This is a genomic window from Enterovibrio sp. FF113 (assembly GCF_041439165.1).
Lineage (GTDB): Bacteria > Pseudomonadota > Gammaproteobacteria > Enterobacterales > Vibrionaceae > Enterovibrio > Enterovibrio norvegicus_A.
The window spans coordinates 21,242-41,930 of the sequence record NZ_JBGONO010000007.1; the positions used below are offsets into that span (position 1 = coordinate 21,242).

The window sequence follows — 20,689 nt, forward strand, 5'->3', positions numbered from 1 at the left end:
TTATTTACAAACCTGTTATTTTTGCGAGATGCGCTTAAGCCACTTCTGACAAAATAATGCGCAGTGTACGGCGAAGCGGTTCTGCTGCCCCCCACAACAGCTGATCACCCACGGTGAACGCGTTGAGGAAATCATCACCCATGGTCATCTTACGCAGACGACCAACAGGAACAGACAATGTGCCCGTTACTTTCGCTGGTGACAGTTCTTGAACCGTGATATCACGTTCGTTCGGGATGACTTTCACCCAATCGTTATGTGATGCGATGATGCTTTCAATCTCGTCCATCGGCACATTTTTCTTCAGTTTCAACGTCAGTGCTTGGCTGTGACAACGCATGGCACCGATACGCACACAAGTGCCATCAATCGGTACTGGGTTATCTTGAATGCCAAGGATCTTGTTGGTTTCAACCGTACCTTTCCACTCTTCTTTGCTCTGACCGTTTTCACGCTTCACGTCGATCCATGGAATCAATGAGCCCGCAAGTGGCGCACCAAACTCAGATGTTGGGAAGCTAGAAGAACGCAGTGTTTCTGCCACTTTACGGTCGATATCTAAAATAGACGTCGAAGGGTTTGCCAACTCAAGACCCACTGAGTCGTTAACCACACCCATCTGGCTGATCAATTCGCGCATGTTTTTAGCACCTGCACCAGACGCTGCCTGATACGTTTGCGCGGTCATCCACTCAACCAAACCTTCTTGGTACAGACCACCAACGGCCATCAGCATCAGACTGACGGTACAGTTACCACCTACATAGGCTTTCGTGCCTTTGTGGATGCCTTCTTGAATTTGCTTAAAGTTAACGGGATCAAGCGTAATGATGCTGTCTTCTTTCATGCGCAGTGTTGATGCTGCGTCAATCCAGTAACCTTTCCATCCTGCTGCCAGCAGTTTTGGATATACAGCCTCGGTATAGCTACCACCTTGGCAGGTAATCACGATATCGAGTTTTTTCAGGCTATCAATATCAAATGCATCTTCTAACAAACCCGCGTCTTTTCCGTAATTCGGCGCTGGAATGCCAATTTGAGAGGTGCTGTAGAAAACAGGCTCGATAACATCGAAATCACGCTCTTCTACCATGCGCTGCATCAGTACAGAACCAACCATACCGCGCCAGCCGACTAAACCTACTCTTTTCATTCGCTCTCACACTCCTTGTTATAATCTTCTCGCCCTATCTTGAAAATTAACGACACAAATAACAAGCAAAAACTGCATCTTTTTGCCTAACTCAGCGAGGCAAATCAAGGCAATCATGCCGACAGCCAACGAATTAATGATATTACCCCTCATTGAGTGAAATATAGGGCATTACTCTCTGTTTTTTTAAGTTTTCGGGGGATCTCAAAATCCCAACCACATCAATAAAAGTGTTTATCACTGGTAATTATCATATGAAGGATTAAAAAAACAAAAATTTCTGCTTACTCAGAGAAATTCGTGAGTTTGAAACAAAAATTCACACATTAGAAAAACACCCACGAAACACATTTAAAACACTTAAATCAACAAATAAACCGTCAATTAGACACAGTAAACCATGAAAAATAACGCACCTGACTCAAAGCTCACATAAAACGAAATACTTGTTCACCCCTTCATCCCTGTTTCTATAAAGTATGCGTCGCCGCCAGGAAGGCAGTACCGACAGCCCCTATATGGATATTTCACCGGCAGGAGCCATTGGGCCCGACATAGAAGGTTTGAAATATGCAAAAACACTCGGCGCAACTCCCTTCGTTATTCCAAGTATTCACTGCGCTTGGTCTGTTTCTCTTACTGGCATTCTCTTTCACAGCAAAGCTGGATTTGCCTATTCAGTTAGCGCTTTATATCGGCTGGTTCATCGTTATCGGCCTTGGTATTAAGCTAGGGCACAATTACAAAGATCTCGAAAAAGCAGCCACACAAGGCATATCTAACGGCCTTGGCGCTGTGCTGATCTTGCTCGCGGTAGGCGCGCTCGTTGGTACTTGGATTGCAGGCGGCATTGTCCCCACCATCATTTATTACGGCTTGAATGCTATTCATCCGTCGATCTTCCTTGCCGCTACCATGGTCATTTGTTCGTTGACCGCATTGGCAACAGGCACGTCTTGGGGAGCCGCGGGTACAGCTGGCATCGCAATGATGGGGATAGGACAAGGGCTGGGCGTTCCAGCGCCTGTCACCGCAGGTGCGGTGCTTTCTGGCTGCTATTTTGGCGACAAATTGTCTCCGCTTTCAGATTCAGTGATCCTTGCATCATCCATGTCTGGCGTTGAAGTCGTTGAGCATATCAAGGGCATGTTGCCAATCGCTCTGATCAGTTACGTTATCACAGGGATTCTGTTTACCGCTCTGGGTCTTCATTATGCCGGCAATGTCGATATGGCTCAGGTCAATGACGTCATCATTGCAATGGAAAAACAATTTGTAATCACCCCACTAAGCTTCGTCCCTGTCGCCATTGTCTTGGTATTGCTCGCTTTACGTTTACCGTCTTTCCCCGTTATTTCACTAGGGTCTGTTCTGGGTATCGTATGGGCGATAGTGGTTCAAGACATGGCACCGCTGAAGGCCATCAATACGGCATGGGCACCGTTTTCCATTGAATCTGGGGTCAGCTTTATCGATGCAATTCTTAATCGTGGTGGCATGGAATCCATGCTTGGTTCTGTGGCGGTAATTATATTCGGCCTGGGATTTGGCGGGCTGCTGGACAAAGTCGGTGTGCTTGAAACCATTGCGAAAGTGTTTGAAAGCAAAGTGAACTCGGCAGGCAGTTTGGCTACATCAACCATTGGCACCGCGTTTCTGGGTAACGTGTTTGGCTCCGCCATGTATGTATCGCTGATCCTGACACCAAAAATCTGTGCGAAGAATTATGATCGCTTAGGTTACCAACGCAAGAACCTGTCGCGGAACGCAGAGTTCGGCGGCACCTTGACGTCTGGCATGGTTCCTTGGAGTGACAACGGCATCTACATGGCCAGCATCTTGGGTGTTGCGACGCTATCTTACGCGCCGTTTATGTGGCTAAGTTTTGTCTGTATTTTCGTCACCATATTGACCTCGTACATGGGCTGGTTTGTTGACCCTTGCGAAAAGCAGCCGACTCAGACAAACACTGAAAGTAACGAGCGTCTAGCGACGGTTTCTTCAACCAGCTAGCCACGAACTATCGACGTAGAGCCCACCTCACTCAACACAAAGAAGGTGCTTTTTGCACCTTCTTTGTTTTCCTTTCTTGATCCACTTTCCTTTCTTTTGTCTTCTTCCTGTTTTCTTTCCGATTAGCGACAATCAAGCTTCTTCCCAGATCACACATCTTTATTGTTACACGTCATTCACACCAAATAATTGAACTGTTAATCCAACAAACTCAGAATTCCAATCTACTCGTAACGACTAACTCCATCTCTATTAACGTAAAAGCAGACCAATACCTCACATTCATGCAAAAGAAAGCTTTCCGGTTCATTTATTCCATTCGGGTTGATGCCAATCAATTTCCCTTGCCCGCACTTAAGCACAATCAGGGTGACTAATTTTTCATTTTAGGGAACCATCATGTCGCAACCTGACCCGCAGGACCGCAAAGTTACAATAGGCAGTTACATTGCCCTCGCCTTTGCTGTCGTTTTCTTTTCTGGACTACTTCAATCTAACGAATGGTATGGCGTTTTTGACTTCACCACATTGAACGGATCATTCGGTAGTGTTGTTTACGGCGTCAATGAAACTGCTGACGGCATTCAAGCCGCCACAACTTCTATGCGCGGTAAAGGCGGCAGCGGTGCTCGTGATGGCTTCCTGTTTGCGTTGACACTGATCCCTACCGTGATGTTCGCCTTGGGCATGATCAACGTGCTTGAGCACTATGGTGCGCTTGATGCGGCTCGTAAACTGCTTACGCCGTTACTTCGCCCTCTTATGAACATTCCAGGTAACACAGGTTTGGCACTGATTGCGTCTCTGCAGAGTACCGATGCTGGTGCCGCGATGACACGACAGCTAAAAGATGAAGGCCATCTGACAAAACGCGAAACCGATATCTTCACCATGTTCCAGTTTTCTGCCGGCGCGACCATCGTCAACTTTTTCTCGTCTGGCGCAGTGCTGTTCACGTTGGTACTCATGGATGGTTCACTCGCAGTCACGTCTTCTATCGGCTTGGCTGTCGCCGTGATGTTTGTGTTCAAGTTCGTCGGTGCAAATTTATTCCGTGTTTACCTAAACATCACCGAAGGTAAAGAAGACAAGACCACAACACCGACGATGACCGAGGAGAAAGCATAATGAGCACAGCTAAAAACCCAATGATTACCGACATTTTCGTTGAAGGTGCAAAGAAAGGCTGGACCATCGCAACGACCTCGACAGTACCGAACGTACTGATGGCATTCGTTATCATTAAAGCCCTTCAGATCACGGGGGCGCTTGACCTGATGGGCACGCTGTTTTCACCGATCATGGCCGTATTTGGCCTGCCAGGTGAAGCTGCAGCCGTTCTTATCGGTGCATGGATGTCCATGGGCGGCGCTGTAGGCGTGGTGATTAGCCTGTTTGACCAAGGTATCCTTAATGGTGAACACATCGCCATCTTGGCACCGGCTATCTACCTGATGGGCTCACAAGTGCAATATCTTGGTCGCATCCTCGGCCCTATTGGCACCGAAGGTCGATACATTCCTGTCATGATCTTTATTTCAGTGATTAACGCACTGGGTGCAATGCTAGTCATGAACATTCTTGTTTAACCCCTTTCTATCACGCTGCACCTTGATGGCCTTCACGGCCTGAAAGCTCGACGTTGCTCACCAAACTGGCTTGCCGATCAAATATCGTCAATAACAGACTAAAATTAAAAATAAAAAAAGGGCGCTATTCATCAGCGCCCTTTCTATTTTTGTCAGCCTAACTAGGATTTATATCCTCGCAACGAGTCGAGATAGTTCGGCAAGAACAGTGATATATCTGGAATGTAAGTGATCAATATCAGGAAGAAAAGCAGCAAGCTTAGCCACGGCAGTGCCGCTTTAATGGCCCACCCCATGCTCTCTCCCGTGATCCCCGCCGTCACAAAGAGATTTAACCCCACGGGGGGCGTGAGCATCCCGATCTCCATGTTCACCACCATGATGATGCCAAGGTGAATAGGGTCGATACCTAACTGCATGGCAATCGGGAACAAAATAGGCGCCATGATCAGCAAGATGGCTGATGGCTCCATGAAATTCCCCGCGATCAACAGCAGAATATTTACTACGATCAAGAAACCCCACGCTGGCAGCCCCCATGCAACAATGGTTTCCGCAATGCTGTGTGGAATACGTTCCGTTGTGAGTACATGTGCAAACAGCATGGCGTTAGCAATAATGAACAACAACATGATGCTAACTTTCGACGCATCACGCACCACATTGCTCACTTCTTTGTCTGTGAAAGAACGCACCATGACCAAAGGCAGTAGCGCGAAGTTACGCAGCAACATGCTGATTGTCCCCTCACCCTCGTTACGCCAAGGCTTGGCTTTTAGCGGCCCTATATCACGATAGCCCCACACACTGACAAGCCATGCATACACCGCAGCCACAGAGGCGGCCTCTGTTGGGCTGGCAACACCGCCATAGATGGACCCCAACACAATAATAATCAGCATTAAACCACCCAGCGCACGAAGCCCTGAATGAACCAATGACATCACACCCGGAAATGGCTGAGAAGGTAACCCTTTCACAACGGCAACAATGTAGATTGCCACCATCAAAATACCGCCCATCATCAACCCAGGAATGAAGCCCGCCATAAACATACGAGAAGCAGACACTTCCGTTGCCGCAGCGTAAACCAACATGACAATAGAGGGAGGGATCAAAATGCCCAATGTGCCTGCATTAGCGATAACCCCAGCCGCGAATGCTTTGGGGTAGCCCGCTTTAACCATGCCCACAATGACGATAGAGCCAATGGCCGCAACCGTTGCAGGCGAACTACCTGATACGGCGGCAAAGAGCATACACGCCATCACAGATGCCATGGCGAGGCCACCACGTATGTGACCCACGCAATCAATGGCGAAGTTGATCAATCGACGGGCAACGCCACCCGTAGACAAAAAGGCAGATGAAAGAATAAAAAATGGGATAGCCAATAAGGTGTAGTGTTCACTGGTGGCTTCAAACAGCTTAAGCGCTATCGACGCCAGCGAATCATTGGAAAACAGAAGAATAGTGGAAACGCTCGACAAACCCAGTGCAATAGCAATGGGCATCCCCATGAACATGCATAGAAAGAGCATGCCAAATAATGCAGCGATGGTCATTTCTTGCGCTCCTCTTTGTCTTTGTATTCCTCTTCCATTTCACCCGCCAGTTCCTCGGCCAAATGCATGCTTTCTTTGGCCTCGTCAAACAAACCGAAACCTTGACGATTTCCTGTCCATACTTCATAGCCAATCGTGCAAACCCGAAGCGCCAACATACAAAATCCGAGAACCAAACAAGACATTGCTTTCCATTTCTCGATCGGCAGATCTTCCATTTCGATACCGATCATTTGCATTTTGCTGAGGTAAATCCAAGATCCATAAAGAAACAAACCGCAGTAAACCAAACACAGCGCAAGCGCTAGCAAGGTCACGGCTTTTTGCATCGAGGGTGATAGCAATTTAATGGCGGCATCCACGCCAATATGTGCGCCTTCACGAAGCCCCCAAGAAGCCCCCATAAGCACTAGCCATGCTGAAAGGTATAGCGTTAACTCTTGCGCCCAAAGCAAACCTTCATTGAAAAAGAAGCGCAATATCACTTCGAAAAACACTAACAGTGTCATTGTCACCAATAAGAGGCCGATGCCTGCCTCTTCAAAACGGTGTAATAACCGAACCATTTCCTACTCCGAAGATAAACGCCCAGCGCCATTACACGCTCTGGGCTTTATCACTTACTGGTTAGATGCCACTGCGGCTTGGATAATGTCCTCACCGATTTCACCTTGAAACTCACCCCAGACAGGTCTCATGACCTCAACCCATTGCTGACGCTCATCGTCGGACAAAGTGATGATCTTGCTGCGACCTGATTCCAGAATTTTCTGGCGATCTTTCATCGATTTCTCATTGGCAATGGCATTACCGTGAGCAACCGCTTCAGCGAGCGCTTTTTTCAATACAGCGCGGTCTTCGTCAGGCATCGTCATCCAAAACTCGGTCGAGGTTGTGACCATGTAATCCAACACACCGTGGTTTGATTCAGTGATGTATGGCTGCACTTCAAAGAATTTCTTCGAGTAGATGTTTGACCAGGTATTTTCCTGCCCATCGATGGCGCGCGTTTGCAGGAGAGTAAATACTTCAGAGAAGGGCTTTTTCAGTGGCACAGCATCAACAGCTTCAAACTGAGCAGCCAAGACATCTGAACTCATAATGCGGAATTTTTTACCGTCGGCATCACCAGGCACATGGAGCGGATCATTCGCTGACAATTGCTTCAAACCATTGTGTAAATAACCAAGTCCAATCAAACCTTTGCTTTTGACTGACTCCAGCAGTTGCTGACCCGCTTCACTCTGTTGGAATCGATCTACGGCTTCCATGTCTTTGAACAAAAATGGGAGATCATAAACTTGCAGTTTTTTGGTGTACTTGGAGAATTTAGACAAAGAAGGTGCAATAAAATGAACGTCTCCAAGCAACAGGGCTTCCATTTCTTTCCCATCGCCAAAAAGCTGTGAGTTCGGATAAACCTCCACCACGTATTTGTCGCCAATGCGCTCTGCAACTAAATCGCGGAACTTCAGCGCCATTTGTCCTTTAGGCGTATTTTGAGCAACCACATGTGAAAATTTAATGGTTTCAGGTGCTGCATGCGCAAATGCAGTCATTCCTGCACAAAGCGCTAACGCTGAAAACATCGTTTTTAGCTTTTTCATACCGTGTCCTCTTTCCTTGTGTCAGCCATGCCAATGCGGCACGCGATTTATTAACTCCCTATATGTTTAGTGGAGGAAACAAACAAGCACACAACTTGAAACAATTAATTAACAGAAAGAAAACAAAACTGAGAGCTGCAAAAGAAGAAATGGGTGTGATTCCACCCATTCATTAGTCAAAAGCAGAAAAGGAAAATAAAAGCAGTTAGCTGAAGAGTGCAGATAGGTAATATCGTGCCACCATCAGTGGCCTACGCAAGCGCATTTTAGGCTCAGCCCAGCGCACAATGTGATTGATCTCCAAACGAGTAGCATCTGGGTAGCACTGTCGATTACATTCTCTGCACGACGAGCCGCTTCCCTCATTACAGCATTGCATAACACGCTGTTCTTCAAATGTGATTAAGGCAGTACACTGCGCACATAACTGACTGCCACGGTGTATACGTTTGCAATATAGGGTCGCCATTGCGCGAACAAGCCAAACAGGTTGGCGACGTTTCACTGGCGTTATCGATACAGTTTTCATAGGCGCGCTATTTTCCCTAGGTGCTTACAAAAACCTTTGACGCTGATCAACATTTAGTGGGTAAAGCCCGTTGAAACTCACGTCAATCAGAGCGTTTTATACTTCGACCTCAGTAGACAGTGCTTTGATGCAAGCAATATAGATGTCATTTTCTCGAAGTGGCTTACCGATATGACCTTGCATACCATTGCTGATGCAGCGCCAAATATCATCTTTCAGCACATTTGCTGTCATTGCCACAATGGGGGTTTGGCGATTAAAACTGTCAGAGGCTCGAATTTGCCTCGTGGCTTCTAAGCCATCCATCAACGGCATTTGTATATCCATAAAGATGATGTCATAACCTTGCGTCTTAGTCTTTTCTAGTGCTGCAAGCCCATCTGTTGCCCTGTCCACAGAAAAGCCAAACTTCATCAGCATCTTTTCGGCAATCATAAGATTGATCGCATTGTCTTCAACCAGCAAGCAATGCTTGCCGGAGAAAGCATCATTGTGTTGCTTGATCAGCTCTCGACCTTTTAGTTCGACACTGTCTTTTTCAATTTGGAGTGGCAACATGACACTAAACTGACTGCCTCTCCCAACTTCACTGGTGACAGATATTTCCCCACCCATTAGATCAATCAATTGCTTAGTAATGGCCAGCCCAAGCCCCGATCCCCCATAACGGCGAGTCGTGGACGTATCCGCTTGTTGAAATTCATCAAAAATAAGGCTGTATTTTTCCTTAGGAATACCGACGCCCGTATCCGACACTCGAATATTAACGCCAGTGTATCGACCCCCTTGCTTATCAACCGTCACCTTGAGGCTTACCAGCCCTGTTTCCGTAAATTTCAGCGCATTTGATACCAGATTAAGCATAATTTGCTCGATGCGGTGAGCATCACCTAAGAAGCGCCGAGGGCACTCAGCTTCGTAGAAGAAATCAAAGACCAATTGAGGTTTATTGATAATGGTTGGCAACATCAGGTCTCGAATGTAGCTACCTACCTGTTCAAGATCGAATGGCGCTTCTTCCAGTTTCAGGTGATTAGACTCCATCTTGCTGAAATCTAAAATATTGTTAATAAGCGACATTAATCCGCGCGAAGAATGTGAAATAACAGACAGATATTCCGCTTGCTTACCAGACATGGGCTCATCTTGCATCAATGAAGCAGCACCGAGTATGCCGTTCATTGGCGTTCGTATTTCGTGGCTTATATTTGCAAGAAACAACTGCTTCGCCCGCGCAGCTTCTACCGCGCGTTCGCGGGTTTCTACCAAATTGGTACTGAGCTGATTAAACTCCCGAACCAACATGCCTAATTCATCTTGTTCCGGATAATCAATTGGGGAAAAAGGCACATCACCACGCTGACTAACAAGGGCGCTTCGTACACGAGCCATAGGACGAACGATTTGCAAATGGATGGCAATGTATGCCATTGCCACCAGCAAGATGGCCACCAGCACCATAGCGAAAAAGAGGTCGTTTTTCAGTTTTGTCGCTTCAACCAGTAACAGCCGCTCTGGCAATGCTCCAACCAGTAACCAATCGGTATCCGGCAGCGTCCGCCCGAAAACTAACGTTGCTTCATGTAAGATAGGATCTCGTTCGAGACGATGGATGAACAGACGCTCTGTGGGCTGAAAAACCGTCGGATTGGGGGTTAGTTCAGCAGCAACAGAGAGTGCATACCCCAAATCAATATCAGGGGACGAGGCAACAATAGACTTAGCCATCTCTTGTAAGTTGGGGTTGCTTTGGATCACCAGACGCTCACCTTGCGTGGCAAGACTAATGACTAATGCTAGCTCCGAAAAATCAGGTTGGGTACTCGCAATCTCGCGTACACTCGGCAAGGGTGTTAGGCGATCACCAGAAAGCGCATCAGGGTATGACATGATGCGGCCACTTCGGTCGAACATCACCATATATCCGCCCAATTTCTGCCCACTTCGAGACAGGAATGCCTGCAATTCGGCCAACCGAACATCAATGGTAACCACCCCAGCAAATTTACTCTGGTGATATATTGGTACGCTGCAAGTCACCATCGGCTCATTGGTGTAAGGGTCAATATACGCTCTCGACCAATAGGCTTCTTCTTGAGACAGTCGCGCAGGCGCATACCACTCCGCAACATGGTAAGGCGCAGAGGAAGGTTGATTGTAATCCTCTATACGTGAATACGTTCCGTCTTCATTAAATGCGATGAACACAGAGGCTTTTGATCGCTCAGCATCGTAAAGGTAAGGTTCAGGCCAGAACCCGCCACTGGCAACAATGCGTTTGATGTTCTTGTTGCTGAGCATGGCCGACAGCTTTTTTTCTATCTCTGCTTCGTTGTCATCAAGGAGCAAGGTATTGGCCAGTGACAATGCGATGGTCTCAACGTTATTTGATAGCTGCCCTAAGCTTTGAGCCACGGTTTCGACCTGTGCCTCAACGCGTTGGTTAGCACTGTCTCTCACCATGCTGTCACCGGTTGTTTCCAGCACATAAACAATAGTGATAACAACAACAGTCAGCATCAAAGCCACTATCCAAAGGGCTTTAACCCCCATGGTTTTATACCAGGGTAGATCCTTCGCAAGCACGTTCAGCCCTCAAGACACGGTGGTTTTATGAGACTGTTCCATATCTTTCAAAACAGCTTGGATGGTGAGGCTCAACAACTTTTGAAATTGTTTGACAGAGGCAAGGTCGATTGGCATTCCTTCTCTGAGCGTCGCTTCAGCGCTCGTGCAATACGCTTGTAACGCAGTCGCTCCGATATTGCCAGAAACACCCTTTAAGTTATGCATTAACGAACGGGCTCGAGCAATTTCACCCATTTCCACGTGTTTTTCGAGAGCGTGTCCGTCACCTTGGTGTTCCGCAACAAACATGGTTAATACCGATTCAACAGCTGACATGTCATCTTCTAGTTGCTCTTGCAAAATGGTGCCATCAAAAAGTGGTTCGGAAGGATCGATAGATTGGAATGGCCTAACCGCATTGGCCTCACTCACTTCTTTTTTCATGCTGTTAGTCTGCAGATTATCTGTCTGAGTGCTATCAACGCTATACCTCAGTATTACCTGAGCAATCAACAGAGTAAAAGCTAAAAACAGTGCTGAAATCGTATTATCAAGCAGCGCCAATACTTGTGTTGTCCAATAGGTTTGTTGCTGAGTCATTGAACGAACAAATTTATGATTGATCACGGCATCGACACTTTCAAACTGTCGATTAATACGCTCCAAACTCGTATACAAGGTATAAAGTTGCACGTGTTCAACGTTGGATTCCAACCTTGTCAGTTCTCCTTCAATCCCGGAGATATAGCGGTTAAAGCGCTCAACACGATCAGTCTCGGTGCCATGATTAAAACCATGCAGCTCGAATAAAAGATAACTACTGACGGATTGATACAGTGCCGTAAGCTCTGGAGAAGAGCGAGAATCCAAGAGATGCTTAAGCTGTTCAGTGACTCTCGATACGGCGTAAATTGATGCCAGTAGATTATCGACATCTTCAACAAACGCATCCGCATCTAACAACGTTTGCTGAATATCATCCCAATTGTCTTCGATAGTGTGCGATTTGGTACGCAGTAACAGATAACGAAAGTGCTGAACCTCTTGCTCAAGGTTCTTACGCTCTTTGTCTTGGTTCAACATGGAAGCCGACACCGTTTGGCGCAACTGTTGTGCGGCATTGTTCAATTTAACGATGTGCGTCGTGTGATCTTTCGTATGCTTCATATCTGTGTATGCAAATAGTGCATAGCAAAAAGACACAATAAACCCTCCCCACAGCAACAGGGACAACCAATGCGTCAGCGTGCGTCGGCGTGCGTTTAAGGTGAGCTTTTGGTTTAATTGAGACAATAGAGGAAGCGGTGTCACTGGCGGTCCTTGTTTTTTGAATTCAACCCTAATGAGTTCAGATGCCTACACATTTATCACGCACGGTCTGCGAGACAAAGTAATAGTTTTACAACACTTACTTAAAATTAGGTAATTTGTCTTATTTTGCAAACACATTGGGAAAAACTTGTATGATTGCGCATACGCATTGCTCGCAAAGGACATGACAAACAAGGCGTATGCACACAAGTGTTACTCTTCGACGTTTAAGCGGCGTGTTAATTGGTCTCGCAGATTTGGCGGGGTGCCTTTGATGGTCAGTGTATCAGTCGCTTGATCGTAAAAAACACGCTCTCCAAGCAGCATGCTGTCAAAATTAATCGACAAACCACCACCGCCGCCCACAAATTTAGTCAGCTTTCGCATGGATGTTCTGTCGGCGGGGAAACTCTCTTCAAGCTCATAACCTTGCTCAGAGGCGAACTGATAGAAATCAACACCCTGATCATTTTTTGGCAACTCACTCGCAAGCTCTTTGACGATCACTTCGTCACCAGCCTGAAGCTGACCGTTGCAGTAGTCATAAACTTGTTTGCGATATTCTTGCTTTTCTTCTTTCTCCAAGCGCGAATCCGCACAGTAATCCTCGACGGCCTGCATCAGAACAAGGTTTTGCTGCTTCGTATCCATGCCAACTTCGGCTTGCATGAAATCGAGGAAGAAATCTGCCACTTTGCGGCCGACACGCCCTTTGATGAAGGTCAAATAGCGGTTTGATTGCGCATCGGTTTCCCATGTTGATAAATCAATACGCGCAGCAATGTCCATTTTGGCCACATCAAGGTAGTCGGTCGAGCTGATCTCCAGATCATCCGTGACTTTCATGCTGGCTTTCGATTCTAACAAACCAATGAACAGGTATTCCGTTGCAAGTGAACGGTATTCCGCGATCACTAACACCCCTTCATCAGCAAAAGGATATTTGGATAACTCCGTTTTTAATCGCTCTGCTGATTGAGATGAAAATGATAGAAAATCGAGTTCTTGCTTACGGCATGCTTTCAACCAGCTGGCAACATCGCTTTCTTCGGCAAACTGGCCAAAACCTTTTGCCGCTTTGGCGTTGTACACACGATGGACTTCGCTGATCAAATTTTCCGTTGAAGGTGAATGAGTTAGCATCTGATCTCTCAGGTGCACGACCAATGAATCTTCACTATCTTTTTTAAGTTGATGAAGAATAACGTTTGAAAGCGTGAGGCTCATAATTGAAAACATTTTTCGTCAGACTAGAGTGTGAGGTATTATACGCGGCTTCTGCTGACACAAGACAAGAGTTTCTATGCCTGTTACTTCTAAATATCAAGATAAAAACGTTGAACAGATCCTCAACGATGTGGTCAATGTTCTTGAAAAGCACAAAGCTTCGACTGACCTTTCGCTGATGGTAGTAGGCAACATTGCTACTAATCTGATGAATAACAACCTGCCAGCTGCGCAGCGAAAAGTGATTGCGGAAAAATTTGCTCAAGCTCTGCTGTCTTCAATCGATACAGAGTAATAAGACCGCGTCGGAAATTTACGCGCACAGTAAAACAAAGAGAATAATTGGCCTTTATGGTAGACAGCGGAAATACATACAGGGACAAGGTGTCACAGCTGATAAGCTGGGGACACTGGTTTAGCTTTTTCAATATTATCGCAGCCATGTTGCTGGGGACGCGCTACATAGCGCAATCCGGTTGGCCCGAGACATTGATCGGACAAACTTATCAGTTGCTGACTTGGGTTGGTCACTTCGGTTTTATTGTTTTCGCTGTCTACATTCTGGTGATTTTCCCGGCAAGCTTCCTCATTCCGTCTCAACGACTCATGAGGCTGTTTGCCGTTCTCGTTGCCACAGCAGGCATGACAATACTGCTGTTGGATATTTACGCCTTCGAAACTTTACACCTCCACCTCAATCCATTGGTGTGGGAGCTGCTATTAAGCGGCGAAAAAACTGACATGAACGCCCACTGGCAATATTTATTTGTTGTCGTGCCTGCTATTTTCCTTCTTGAAATAGCCATGTCTGAATGGGTTTGGCGCAAACTCCGTAAGCTTTCTCGCAAGCGTGTTGGCGTGCCAATTGCCGCTGTGTTCGCCGTCTGCTTTCTTGGAAGTCACCTCATTCACATCTGGGCAGATGCATTCTTGTATAGCCCGGTGACCGCACAGCGCTCTAATTTCCCCATTTCTTATCCTATGACGGCCAAAACCTTCATGGAAAAATATGGCTTGCTTGATCGTCAGGAATATCAACGTCGTCGTGACGAACTCGGCAACCAAGAAAGCGAAGTCATTCGCTATCCGCTGGAAAAAATCTCATTCGCCGCAGATGCATCAAGCTACAAACAGAATCTACTGATTGTAATGGTTGATGGTCTTCGTGCCGATATGCTCGACCCAGTCGTCATGCCAAACCTCAGCCAGTTCGGCAAAGATAACATGACGTTTTCCCATCATTACAGCTCCAGCAATGATGCAATGGCGGGTATCTTCGGATTGTTTTATGGTCTGCCTGGCAGCTATGCACAAAGTGCTCGCACTGAAGGCCTAAGCCCTGTACTTATCGACACACTCGATAAAAAAGGCTATCGCTTTGGCTTATTTAGTGCCGACAGCTTTGAAAACCCAATTTACTACCAGAGTATTTTCGGCAAACACCTAGAAAACACGACGAAAGTTAACTCAAACGAGGCTTGGGTTGCTGACCATATGGCCGCCGACAATTTGGACAAGTGGATCAAACAAGGCGATAGCAAAAAACCTTGGTTTGCCTATCTTGAGCTAAAAAGCGTCACCGAGTATGAACAAGGTGGCGACTATGACCGCCCATTCCAACCTTCTCTAGACAATGAGCTTGCCAACGTTGGCGATCACACCGCACTCGTACTGAAAAACAGCTACAACAATGCGGCATATTACGTTGATGGCTTGTTGGGCGAACTTTTTGACACACTTGAACAGAATGGTCAGCTTGATAACACCGTGGTGATGGTTACCGCAAACCATGGCACAGAATTCAATGAAACCGGTTCAAACAGTTGGGGCGCCAATACCAACTACAGCCAATACCAGTTGCAAGTGCCTTTGGTCGTTCATTGGCCAAATCAAAGCCCACGAGAAGTCGACGCCTATAGTTCACACTTGGACATCGTACCGACGCTAATGGAGTCCATGCTGGCTGTAGACAGCCCTGCGGAGCTTTATACCAGCGGTCGCAATCTGTTCGAGCTTGCTGATAAGCCACGTCGATGGGTGATTGCAGGTGATAGCCGCGACATTGTCGTGGTTCAGCCAGACAAGACAACCGTGGTAGACAAATTTGGTAATTACCGCATCTATGACAGTAATTACAAGTTACAACCTGAAGGTAAACCTCAGCTATCTGTACTCATGCAGGTGATGCACGAACTCAAGCGGTTTTATCATCCAGACGAAAGCTAATGCAAAAACTGATGCATAGGCAGCCTAAGTGGCTGCCTTGTTTTTTTGTCCAAATGATTGAAATACGCCAACTAAATGAAGAAAGTCGATTGACACTCAAATCATGTGTTCGTAACATGACTTTCGTGGAGTCGGTCTGTAGCGCAGCTTGGTAGCGCACTGTCATGGGGTGTCAGGGGTCGGAGGTTCAAATCCTCTCAGACCGACCATTATTTTTAAAAAGCCCGCAGCATTTCGCTGCGGGCTTTTTCCGTTTTAGAAACTCAGCCATGCATCGGTTAGTATCAAAATGCGGTTGCTAAAGCGTTTCCCTTAAAGTTATTACTTTGGATTGAAGATATGGAAGTCTCGATTGAATTTGGCGTACTGCTGGTCGTTCTCGGGTTTATCGCCGGGATTATTAACACACTGGCAGGCGGCGGTTCGAACCTGACCATTCCAGCACTGATTGTCTTAGGCATGCCCGCTGAAATCGCAAATGCAACCAACCGTGTAGGTGTCCTGATGCAAAGTGTTGCAGGCGTAGCGGGTTTTCGTCACCACAAACGACTTGAGCAAACCGATCTTATCCCAATACTCATTCCCACGTTGATAGGTGGTGTTGCAGGAGCCTCAGCAGCAGCGTGGCTGCCTTCAAGCATTATTAAGCCAGTCCTACTCGGGACCATGCTACTTATGGCCTTCATCATGCTTGTGAAACCCAGCATGATCAGCCCCGATGCTAACGAACCCTTTCGGATGATGAAAGACACCCCAGCCTCATGGGTTGGGCTGGGCATGGCTGGATTTTACGGCGGCTTTGTGCAAGCAGGCGTCGGTTTCGTGTTGCTGGCAGCACTATGTGGAACCTTGCGCTATGATCTCGTGCGCGGCAATGCACTCAAGCTCGTCTGTACTCTCGCTTTCACTTCTGTCTCTCTCATCATCTTTATCTGGCAAGATCTCATCTTATGGCTACCCGGTGTACTGCTCGCTATTGGCTCCATGGCAGGGGCATGGTTGGCAGTGAAATTTGCCATCAAAGCCAATGCCAGCACCTTAAAATGGTTCTTGTTTCTAATGACTTTAGTGGGTTGTATTTTCGCGTACACATCGTGACGTCAGCCACATATTTTTCATTTAAAATTCAAGTGGCTACTAGCTGATATCAAAAACATTTACTTACATCACAACCTACAAATCTCAGCTGTGACGTCAGTCGAAGATGATAGACAATCAGCAAATTATGATACTAATTGCTGTCATACTTGCTGAAAAATATTAGAAGCAAAATCACACTTTTCGTCAGTCACTAAGGGAGTCATAGGGCATGATTGCTCTGGATTACGCATTCTGCCTCAAGGTAGGTGAAGCTATTTGTCCACAGAAGGATCTTAACGATTTCTGTCTGGCTCTTGGTCTCGCATTTACGAAGCAATTCACGGATGCGCGCAGCCAATTACTCATCAACGACGAAAATCATGCTGGTTGGCAGCAGTTGGCTGACATTAAGCCACGACACTTTCAGCTGTTCTCGCCCATGATACCCATCAGTGAACATGACGATTTATTGTTAACTAGTCTATTAACAGCAGAAAGCGATCACCTTTATAACGATGTGTTCAATCAACTAATCCCTCTTAAAATCAGAGGAAGCAGTTATGGCTATCTGCTATTAAAGACACCGCATAAATACCATGTCGACCGTCATGCCCTTGAGATGCTGTCTCTCTTAATTTCCGGTGCATTAGATAGCCACCTTCAACACCATGCATTTTTGTTAGAAAGATCTCATCATCAAAAGACCGAAGAAAAGCGAGTTCAAGAAGTCTGTTCTCAAAAAGGGCTACTCGAGCAGCTACATATTCTGCACAAGATCTCTCTACGTCTTTGGCACTCGCACTCTCTCGACAATATGCTTCACACGGCAGTCTACGAATGCATTCATGCGCTCGATTTCGACCGAATGGCGATATTTCTTCTTAATAGCCACACCGGACTAATGCGCGGTACCTACGGTACCGACATCAATGGCACTGTCACCAATGAGCAATGGTATTGCACTGCCATGTATGAGCACTATCACGCGAAGACGACACTTGATAAGAAACAGCACATCAACATCAACGAAGGTACAGCCCTGTTTCATGACAACGTCGAAGTGGGTAAAGGATGGAACGCGACGATTTCGCTTTGGGATGGTGACGAGCCTATCGGCTGGATAGCCTGCGATAATCTGATTACGCATACACCTCTCAAGAGTTACCATAGCGAGTTGCTGAAACTATTGGGTGTGACCATGTCACAACACCTTATTCAGCGTCGATCCCAAGACGAATTGAAGCTGCTCAACCTATCACTCGAACAGCGGGTTGCCGATCGCACAGCACAGCTAGAAGAAGTGAATAAGCGCCTAAACCAAATTTCGCGCGAAGACAGCCTGACCAAAGTTCCTAATCGACGTATGCTTGATGAGAAAATGGAAGAAGAGTGGCGTAGAGCCATGCGTTATCAAACACCGCTTTCTATTTTGATCGTCGATATTGACCACTTCAAACAGTACAACGATTTATATGGTCACGCCTTAGGTGACAAATGCCTCGCTCAAGTGGCTAAGACGCTAAGCCAAGTCGAACGAAGAGCTGGCGCAATCCTTGCGCGATTTGGGGGGGAAGAATTTGTCTTTTTGCTGCCAGGCAGCAACAGGGAAAATGCAAAATCCGTAGCTGACCGCGCATTGGACGCGATCACAGCGCTGCAGATCCCACATGATGATTCACCTATTTGCCCTTATGTGACTGTCAGCATCGGCGGGAAAACCTGCATTCCAGACAAACCTAACAGCCAGCAGCAATTGTTTATTGATGCCGATGTTGCGCTTTATGAAGCGAAAAGCAGCGGGAAAAATCAGGCCTTCGTTTTATAGCGTTTACGACCAGCGCCGCCGTTTCCTCTTTTCTTCTTGAATGGATTAGGCTGAGACGGCAGCGAACGCAGGCTCTCGGGTAGTGGCCCTTTCCTTACAGCATTCATTAAGTCCAACAATTCCGATTCCAACGCCGACATGAACGGCTGATAGGCCCCCTTCTTTTCGGCCATATCTTGCAGCTGGCGCTCCCAATGCGCGGTCATGTCAGGGTAAGCCGCTTTTTCTGGTAATGCATCAATAAGACCACACGCCGATGCAGTAGCTCTTATTTGCTTACCTTCACGCGAGAGTAAACGACGTTTAAACAACAATTCCAGAATGCCAGCGCGGGTCGCTTCTGTGCCTAATCCGTCTGTATCCCTCAGTATTTTTTTTAACGACGCTTCTTTCACAAATCGTGCAATGCCAGTCATCGCTTGCAACAACGTCGCTTCAGTAAAATGCCTTGGTGGCTCAGTCATACAATCTTTAATTTCACCTCGTGCGCACGTCAGCACAGTGCCTTTGTTTAACGGTGGCACCTGACTTTCTATATCTTCTTTTTGCGCTGCGTTATCTCGCGTTAACAATGCCCGCCATCCGGGCAGAGTCAACTGTTTGCCTTTGGCAATGAATATGCCTCCCGCAATATCAAAATCGAGCTTTGCTTCTACATATTCAGCCGCAGGGTAAAACTGCATCAGGTATTGGCGGGCGATCAGCTCATAAACATCACGCTCTCTGCCACTTAACGCATTGCTGCTCTTCCCTGTTGGAATAATCGCATGGTGCGCTTCTACTTTGCTGTCGTTCCACGCTTTGGATTTCAACGACAAGTTAGCGTTTTTCACCGCATCACTGAGCGAAGACACCGTGTTGCCAATTGCTGCTGTTACGGTAGACGCTTCTTTCAAATGATCTTTCGGTAAATAGCGACTGTCCGAACGCGGATAGGTGATGACTTTATGTTTTTCGTACAACGACTGACAACACGCTAATACATCAACCGCACTCATGGTGAAGCGTTTGGCGGCATCAATTTGAAGTGCAGACAGGCTGTAAGGCAGCGGTGGGGCTTGCTTTGTACCTTTGCGTTCAGACACGACAACCGTAGCAGGTTGATTAACAATACGCTGGGCGACATTTTCCACCAATTTACGCGAGAGTACCCTACCTTCTTCATCTTGCCATGGCTGGCACGATTCGCTCGGCTGCCAACGCGCCAAAATATCACTGCCTTGATAAGGAATGACTGCATCAAGCTGGTAAAAAGGTTTCGGCATAAATGCCGCGATTTCTCTGTCACGACGCACGACCAAACCAAGCACTGGGGTTTGTACGCGCCCTACCGACAACACACCCTGATACCCTGCCTGCTTACCCAGCAATGTGTATGCGCGAGACATATTCATGCCATACAGCCAATCGGCACGAGAGCGAGCCAGCGCCGAGACAGAAAGCGGGACAAAATCGAGGTTACTGCGCATGGCTGATAACGCTTTTTTCACGGCAGATACGTTAAGGTCGTTTATCAGCAAACGTTGTATGCGCTGTTTTTTCTTGTCCGCCAATTTGGCATAACTAAACACTTCATCCACCAACAGCTGCCCCTCTCGATCAGGGTCACCCGCGTGGATAATATCGTCAAATTGGCGGAGCAGTTTTTTTACCACTGAAAGCTGTTTAGCCGCAGATTTTCGTGGTTTCAGAATCCATGGTTCAGGCAATATTGGAAGATCGTCTAAACGCCATACTTTGTATTTTTCGTCGTAAGCGTCAGGCTCTGCTTGTTCAAGCAGATGACCAATACACCAGGTTACCGCGTCGCCATTGGCAGCCTGGACATAACCATCGTGATTTTTATGGGGCTTGGGTAAAGCGGCAGCGATTGCGCGACCAAGACTGGGCTTTTCTGCAACAAAGAGTCGGGCCATGGGAAACCATCAAACAGAGCAATTGTCGACAATTTAGCGAAATTAAAAGGGCTTAACAACAATTAACTGGATATTTATCC

The 20,689-nt window shown here is 46.9% G+C and carries 16 protein-coding genes and 1 tRNA gene; 8 read left to right on the forward strand and 9 right to left on the reverse strand.

Annotated elements, in window-relative coordinates; genetic code table 11:
- Positions 1–34 precede the first annotated feature (34 nt).
- Positions 35–1,153 (reverse strand): aspartate-semialdehyde dehydrogenase, encoded by a 1,119-nt coding sequence (gene asd / locus ACED36_RS07040; RefSeq protein ID WP_016958391.1) that lies wholly within the window; start codon positions 1,151–1,153, stop codon positions 35–37.
- Positions 1,154–1,723: 570 nt separating this feature from the next.
- On the opposite strand from asd, the gene nhaC reads away from it, so the two are divergent.
- From nhaC to ACED36_RS07055, 3 genes are all read left to right on the forward strand, one after another.
- Positions 1,724–3,166 carry a Na+/H+ antiporter NhaC gene (gene nhaC, locus ACED36_RS07045; RefSeq protein ID WP_016958392.1) on the forward strand — a complete coding sequence of 481 codons (1,443 nt, stop codon included), beginning with the start codon at positions 1,724–1,726 and terminating at the stop codon, positions 3,164–3,166.
- 399 nt (positions 3,167–3,565) lie between these two features.
- The gene (locus tag ACED36_RS07050) at positions 3,566–4,294 is read left to right on the forward strand and encodes a nucleoside recognition domain-containing protein (RefSeq protein WP_016958393.1); all 729 of its coding nucleotides are present in this window, start codon (positions 3,566–3,568) and stop codon (positions 4,292–4,294) included.
- Positions 4,294–4,755 (forward strand): YjiG family protein, encoded by a 462-nt coding sequence (locus ACED36_RS07055; RefSeq protein ID WP_016958394.1) that lies wholly within the window; start codon positions 4,294–4,296, stop codon positions 4,753–4,755. The genes ACED36_RS07050 and ACED36_RS07055 overlap by 1 nt, the downstream gene beginning before the upstream one ends.
- Positions 4,756–4,916: 161 nt before the next feature.
- On the opposite strand, the gene ACED36_RS07060 is transcribed toward ACED36_RS07055, so the two are convergent.
- The 7 genes from ACED36_RS07060 to yejK form a co-directional block, all read right to left on the reverse strand.
- Positions 4,917–6,320 carry a TRAP transporter large permease gene (locus ACED36_RS07060; RefSeq protein ID WP_017004800.1) on the reverse strand — a complete coding sequence of 468 codons (1,404 nt, stop codon included), beginning with the start codon at positions 6,318–6,320 and terminating at the stop codon, positions 4,917–4,919.
- Complete coding sequence (locus ACED36_RS07065) at positions 6,317–6,886, reverse strand: TRAP transporter small permease (protein WP_017004799.1); 570 nt, start codon at positions 6,884–6,886, stop codon at positions 6,317–6,319. Before ACED36_RS07065 ends, ACED36_RS07060 begins: the two co-directional genes overlap by 4 nt.
- A 54-nt stretch (positions 6,887–6,940) precedes the next feature.
- Positions 6,941–7,927 (reverse strand): TRAP transporter substrate-binding protein, encoded by a 987-nt coding sequence (locus tag ACED36_RS07070; RefSeq protein ID WP_371733003.1) that lies wholly within the window; start codon positions 7,925–7,927, stop codon positions 6,941–6,943.
- 205 nt (positions 7,928–8,132) lie between these two features.
- Positions 8,133–8,456: a nitrous oxide-stimulated promoter family protein gene (locus ACED36_RS07075; protein ID WP_083248034.1), complete on the reverse strand. Its 324-nt coding sequence runs from the start codon at positions 8,454–8,456 to the stop codon at positions 8,133–8,135.
- A 96-nt stretch (positions 8,457–8,552) separates the two neighbouring features.
- Complete coding sequence (locus ACED36_RS07080) at positions 8,553–11,009, reverse strand: ATP-binding protein (RefSeq protein ID WP_017004797.1); 2,457 nt, start codon at positions 11,007–11,009, stop codon at positions 8,553–8,555.
- A gap of 42 nt (positions 11,010–11,051) precedes the next feature.
- A complete protein-coding gene (locus ACED36_RS07085; RefSeq protein WP_017006682.1) occupies positions 11,052–12,335 on the reverse strand; it encodes an Hpt domain-containing protein in 1,284 nt (427 codons plus the stop codon).
- A gap of 213 nt (positions 12,336–12,548) precedes the next feature.
- Positions 12,549–13,562 carry a nucleoid-associated protein YejK gene (gene yejK, locus ACED36_RS07090; protein ID WP_016958400.1) on the reverse strand — a complete coding sequence of 338 codons (1,014 nt, stop codon included), beginning with the start codon at positions 13,560–13,562 and terminating at the stop codon, positions 12,549–12,551.
- 76 nt (positions 13,563–13,638) lie between these two features.
- On the opposite strand from yejK, the gene ACED36_RS07095 reads away from it, so the two are divergent.
- The 5 genes from ACED36_RS07095 (at position 13,639) to ACED36_RS07115 (ending at position 18,693) form a co-directional block, all read left to right on the forward strand.
- Positions 13,639–13,857 carry a YejL family protein gene (locus ACED36_RS07095; RefSeq protein WP_016958401.1) on the forward strand — a complete coding sequence of 73 codons (219 nt, stop codon included), beginning with the start codon at positions 13,639–13,641 and terminating at the stop codon, positions 13,855–13,857.
- A gap of 56 nt (positions 13,858–13,913) precedes the next feature.
- On the forward strand, positions 13,914–15,788 hold the full coding sequence (locus ACED36_RS07100; protein ID WP_017004795.1) for a DUF3413 domain-containing protein: 1,875 nt from the start codon (positions 13,914–13,916) through the stop codon (positions 15,786–15,788).
- A 132-nt stretch (positions 15,789–15,920) separates the two neighbouring features.
- Positions 15,921–15,997, forward strand: a tRNA-Pro gene (locus ACED36_RS07105).
- A gap of 130 nt (positions 15,998–16,127) precedes the next feature.
- Entirely contained in the window at positions 16,128–16,886 is a 759-nt protein-coding gene (locus tag ACED36_RS07110; RefSeq protein ID WP_016958403.1) for a sulfite exporter TauE/SafE family protein, read from the forward strand.
- A gap of 211 nt (positions 16,887–17,097) precedes the next feature.
- Complete coding sequence (locus ACED36_RS07115) at positions 17,098–18,693, forward strand: diguanylate cyclase domain-containing protein (RefSeq protein WP_016958404.1); 1,596 nt, start codon at positions 17,098–17,100, stop codon at positions 18,691–18,693.
- Here the strand turns inward: ACED36_RS07115 and ACED36_RS07120 are convergent.
- The gene (locus ACED36_RS07120; protein WP_016958405.1) at positions 18,675–20,609 is read right to left on the reverse strand and encodes a DNA topoisomerase III; all 1,935 of its coding nucleotides are present in this window, start codon (positions 20,607–20,609) and stop codon (positions 18,675–18,677) included. The two genes, ACED36_RS07115 and ACED36_RS07120, sit on opposite strands and share 19 nt — an antisense overlap.
- Positions 20,610–20,689 lie beyond the last annotated feature (80 nt).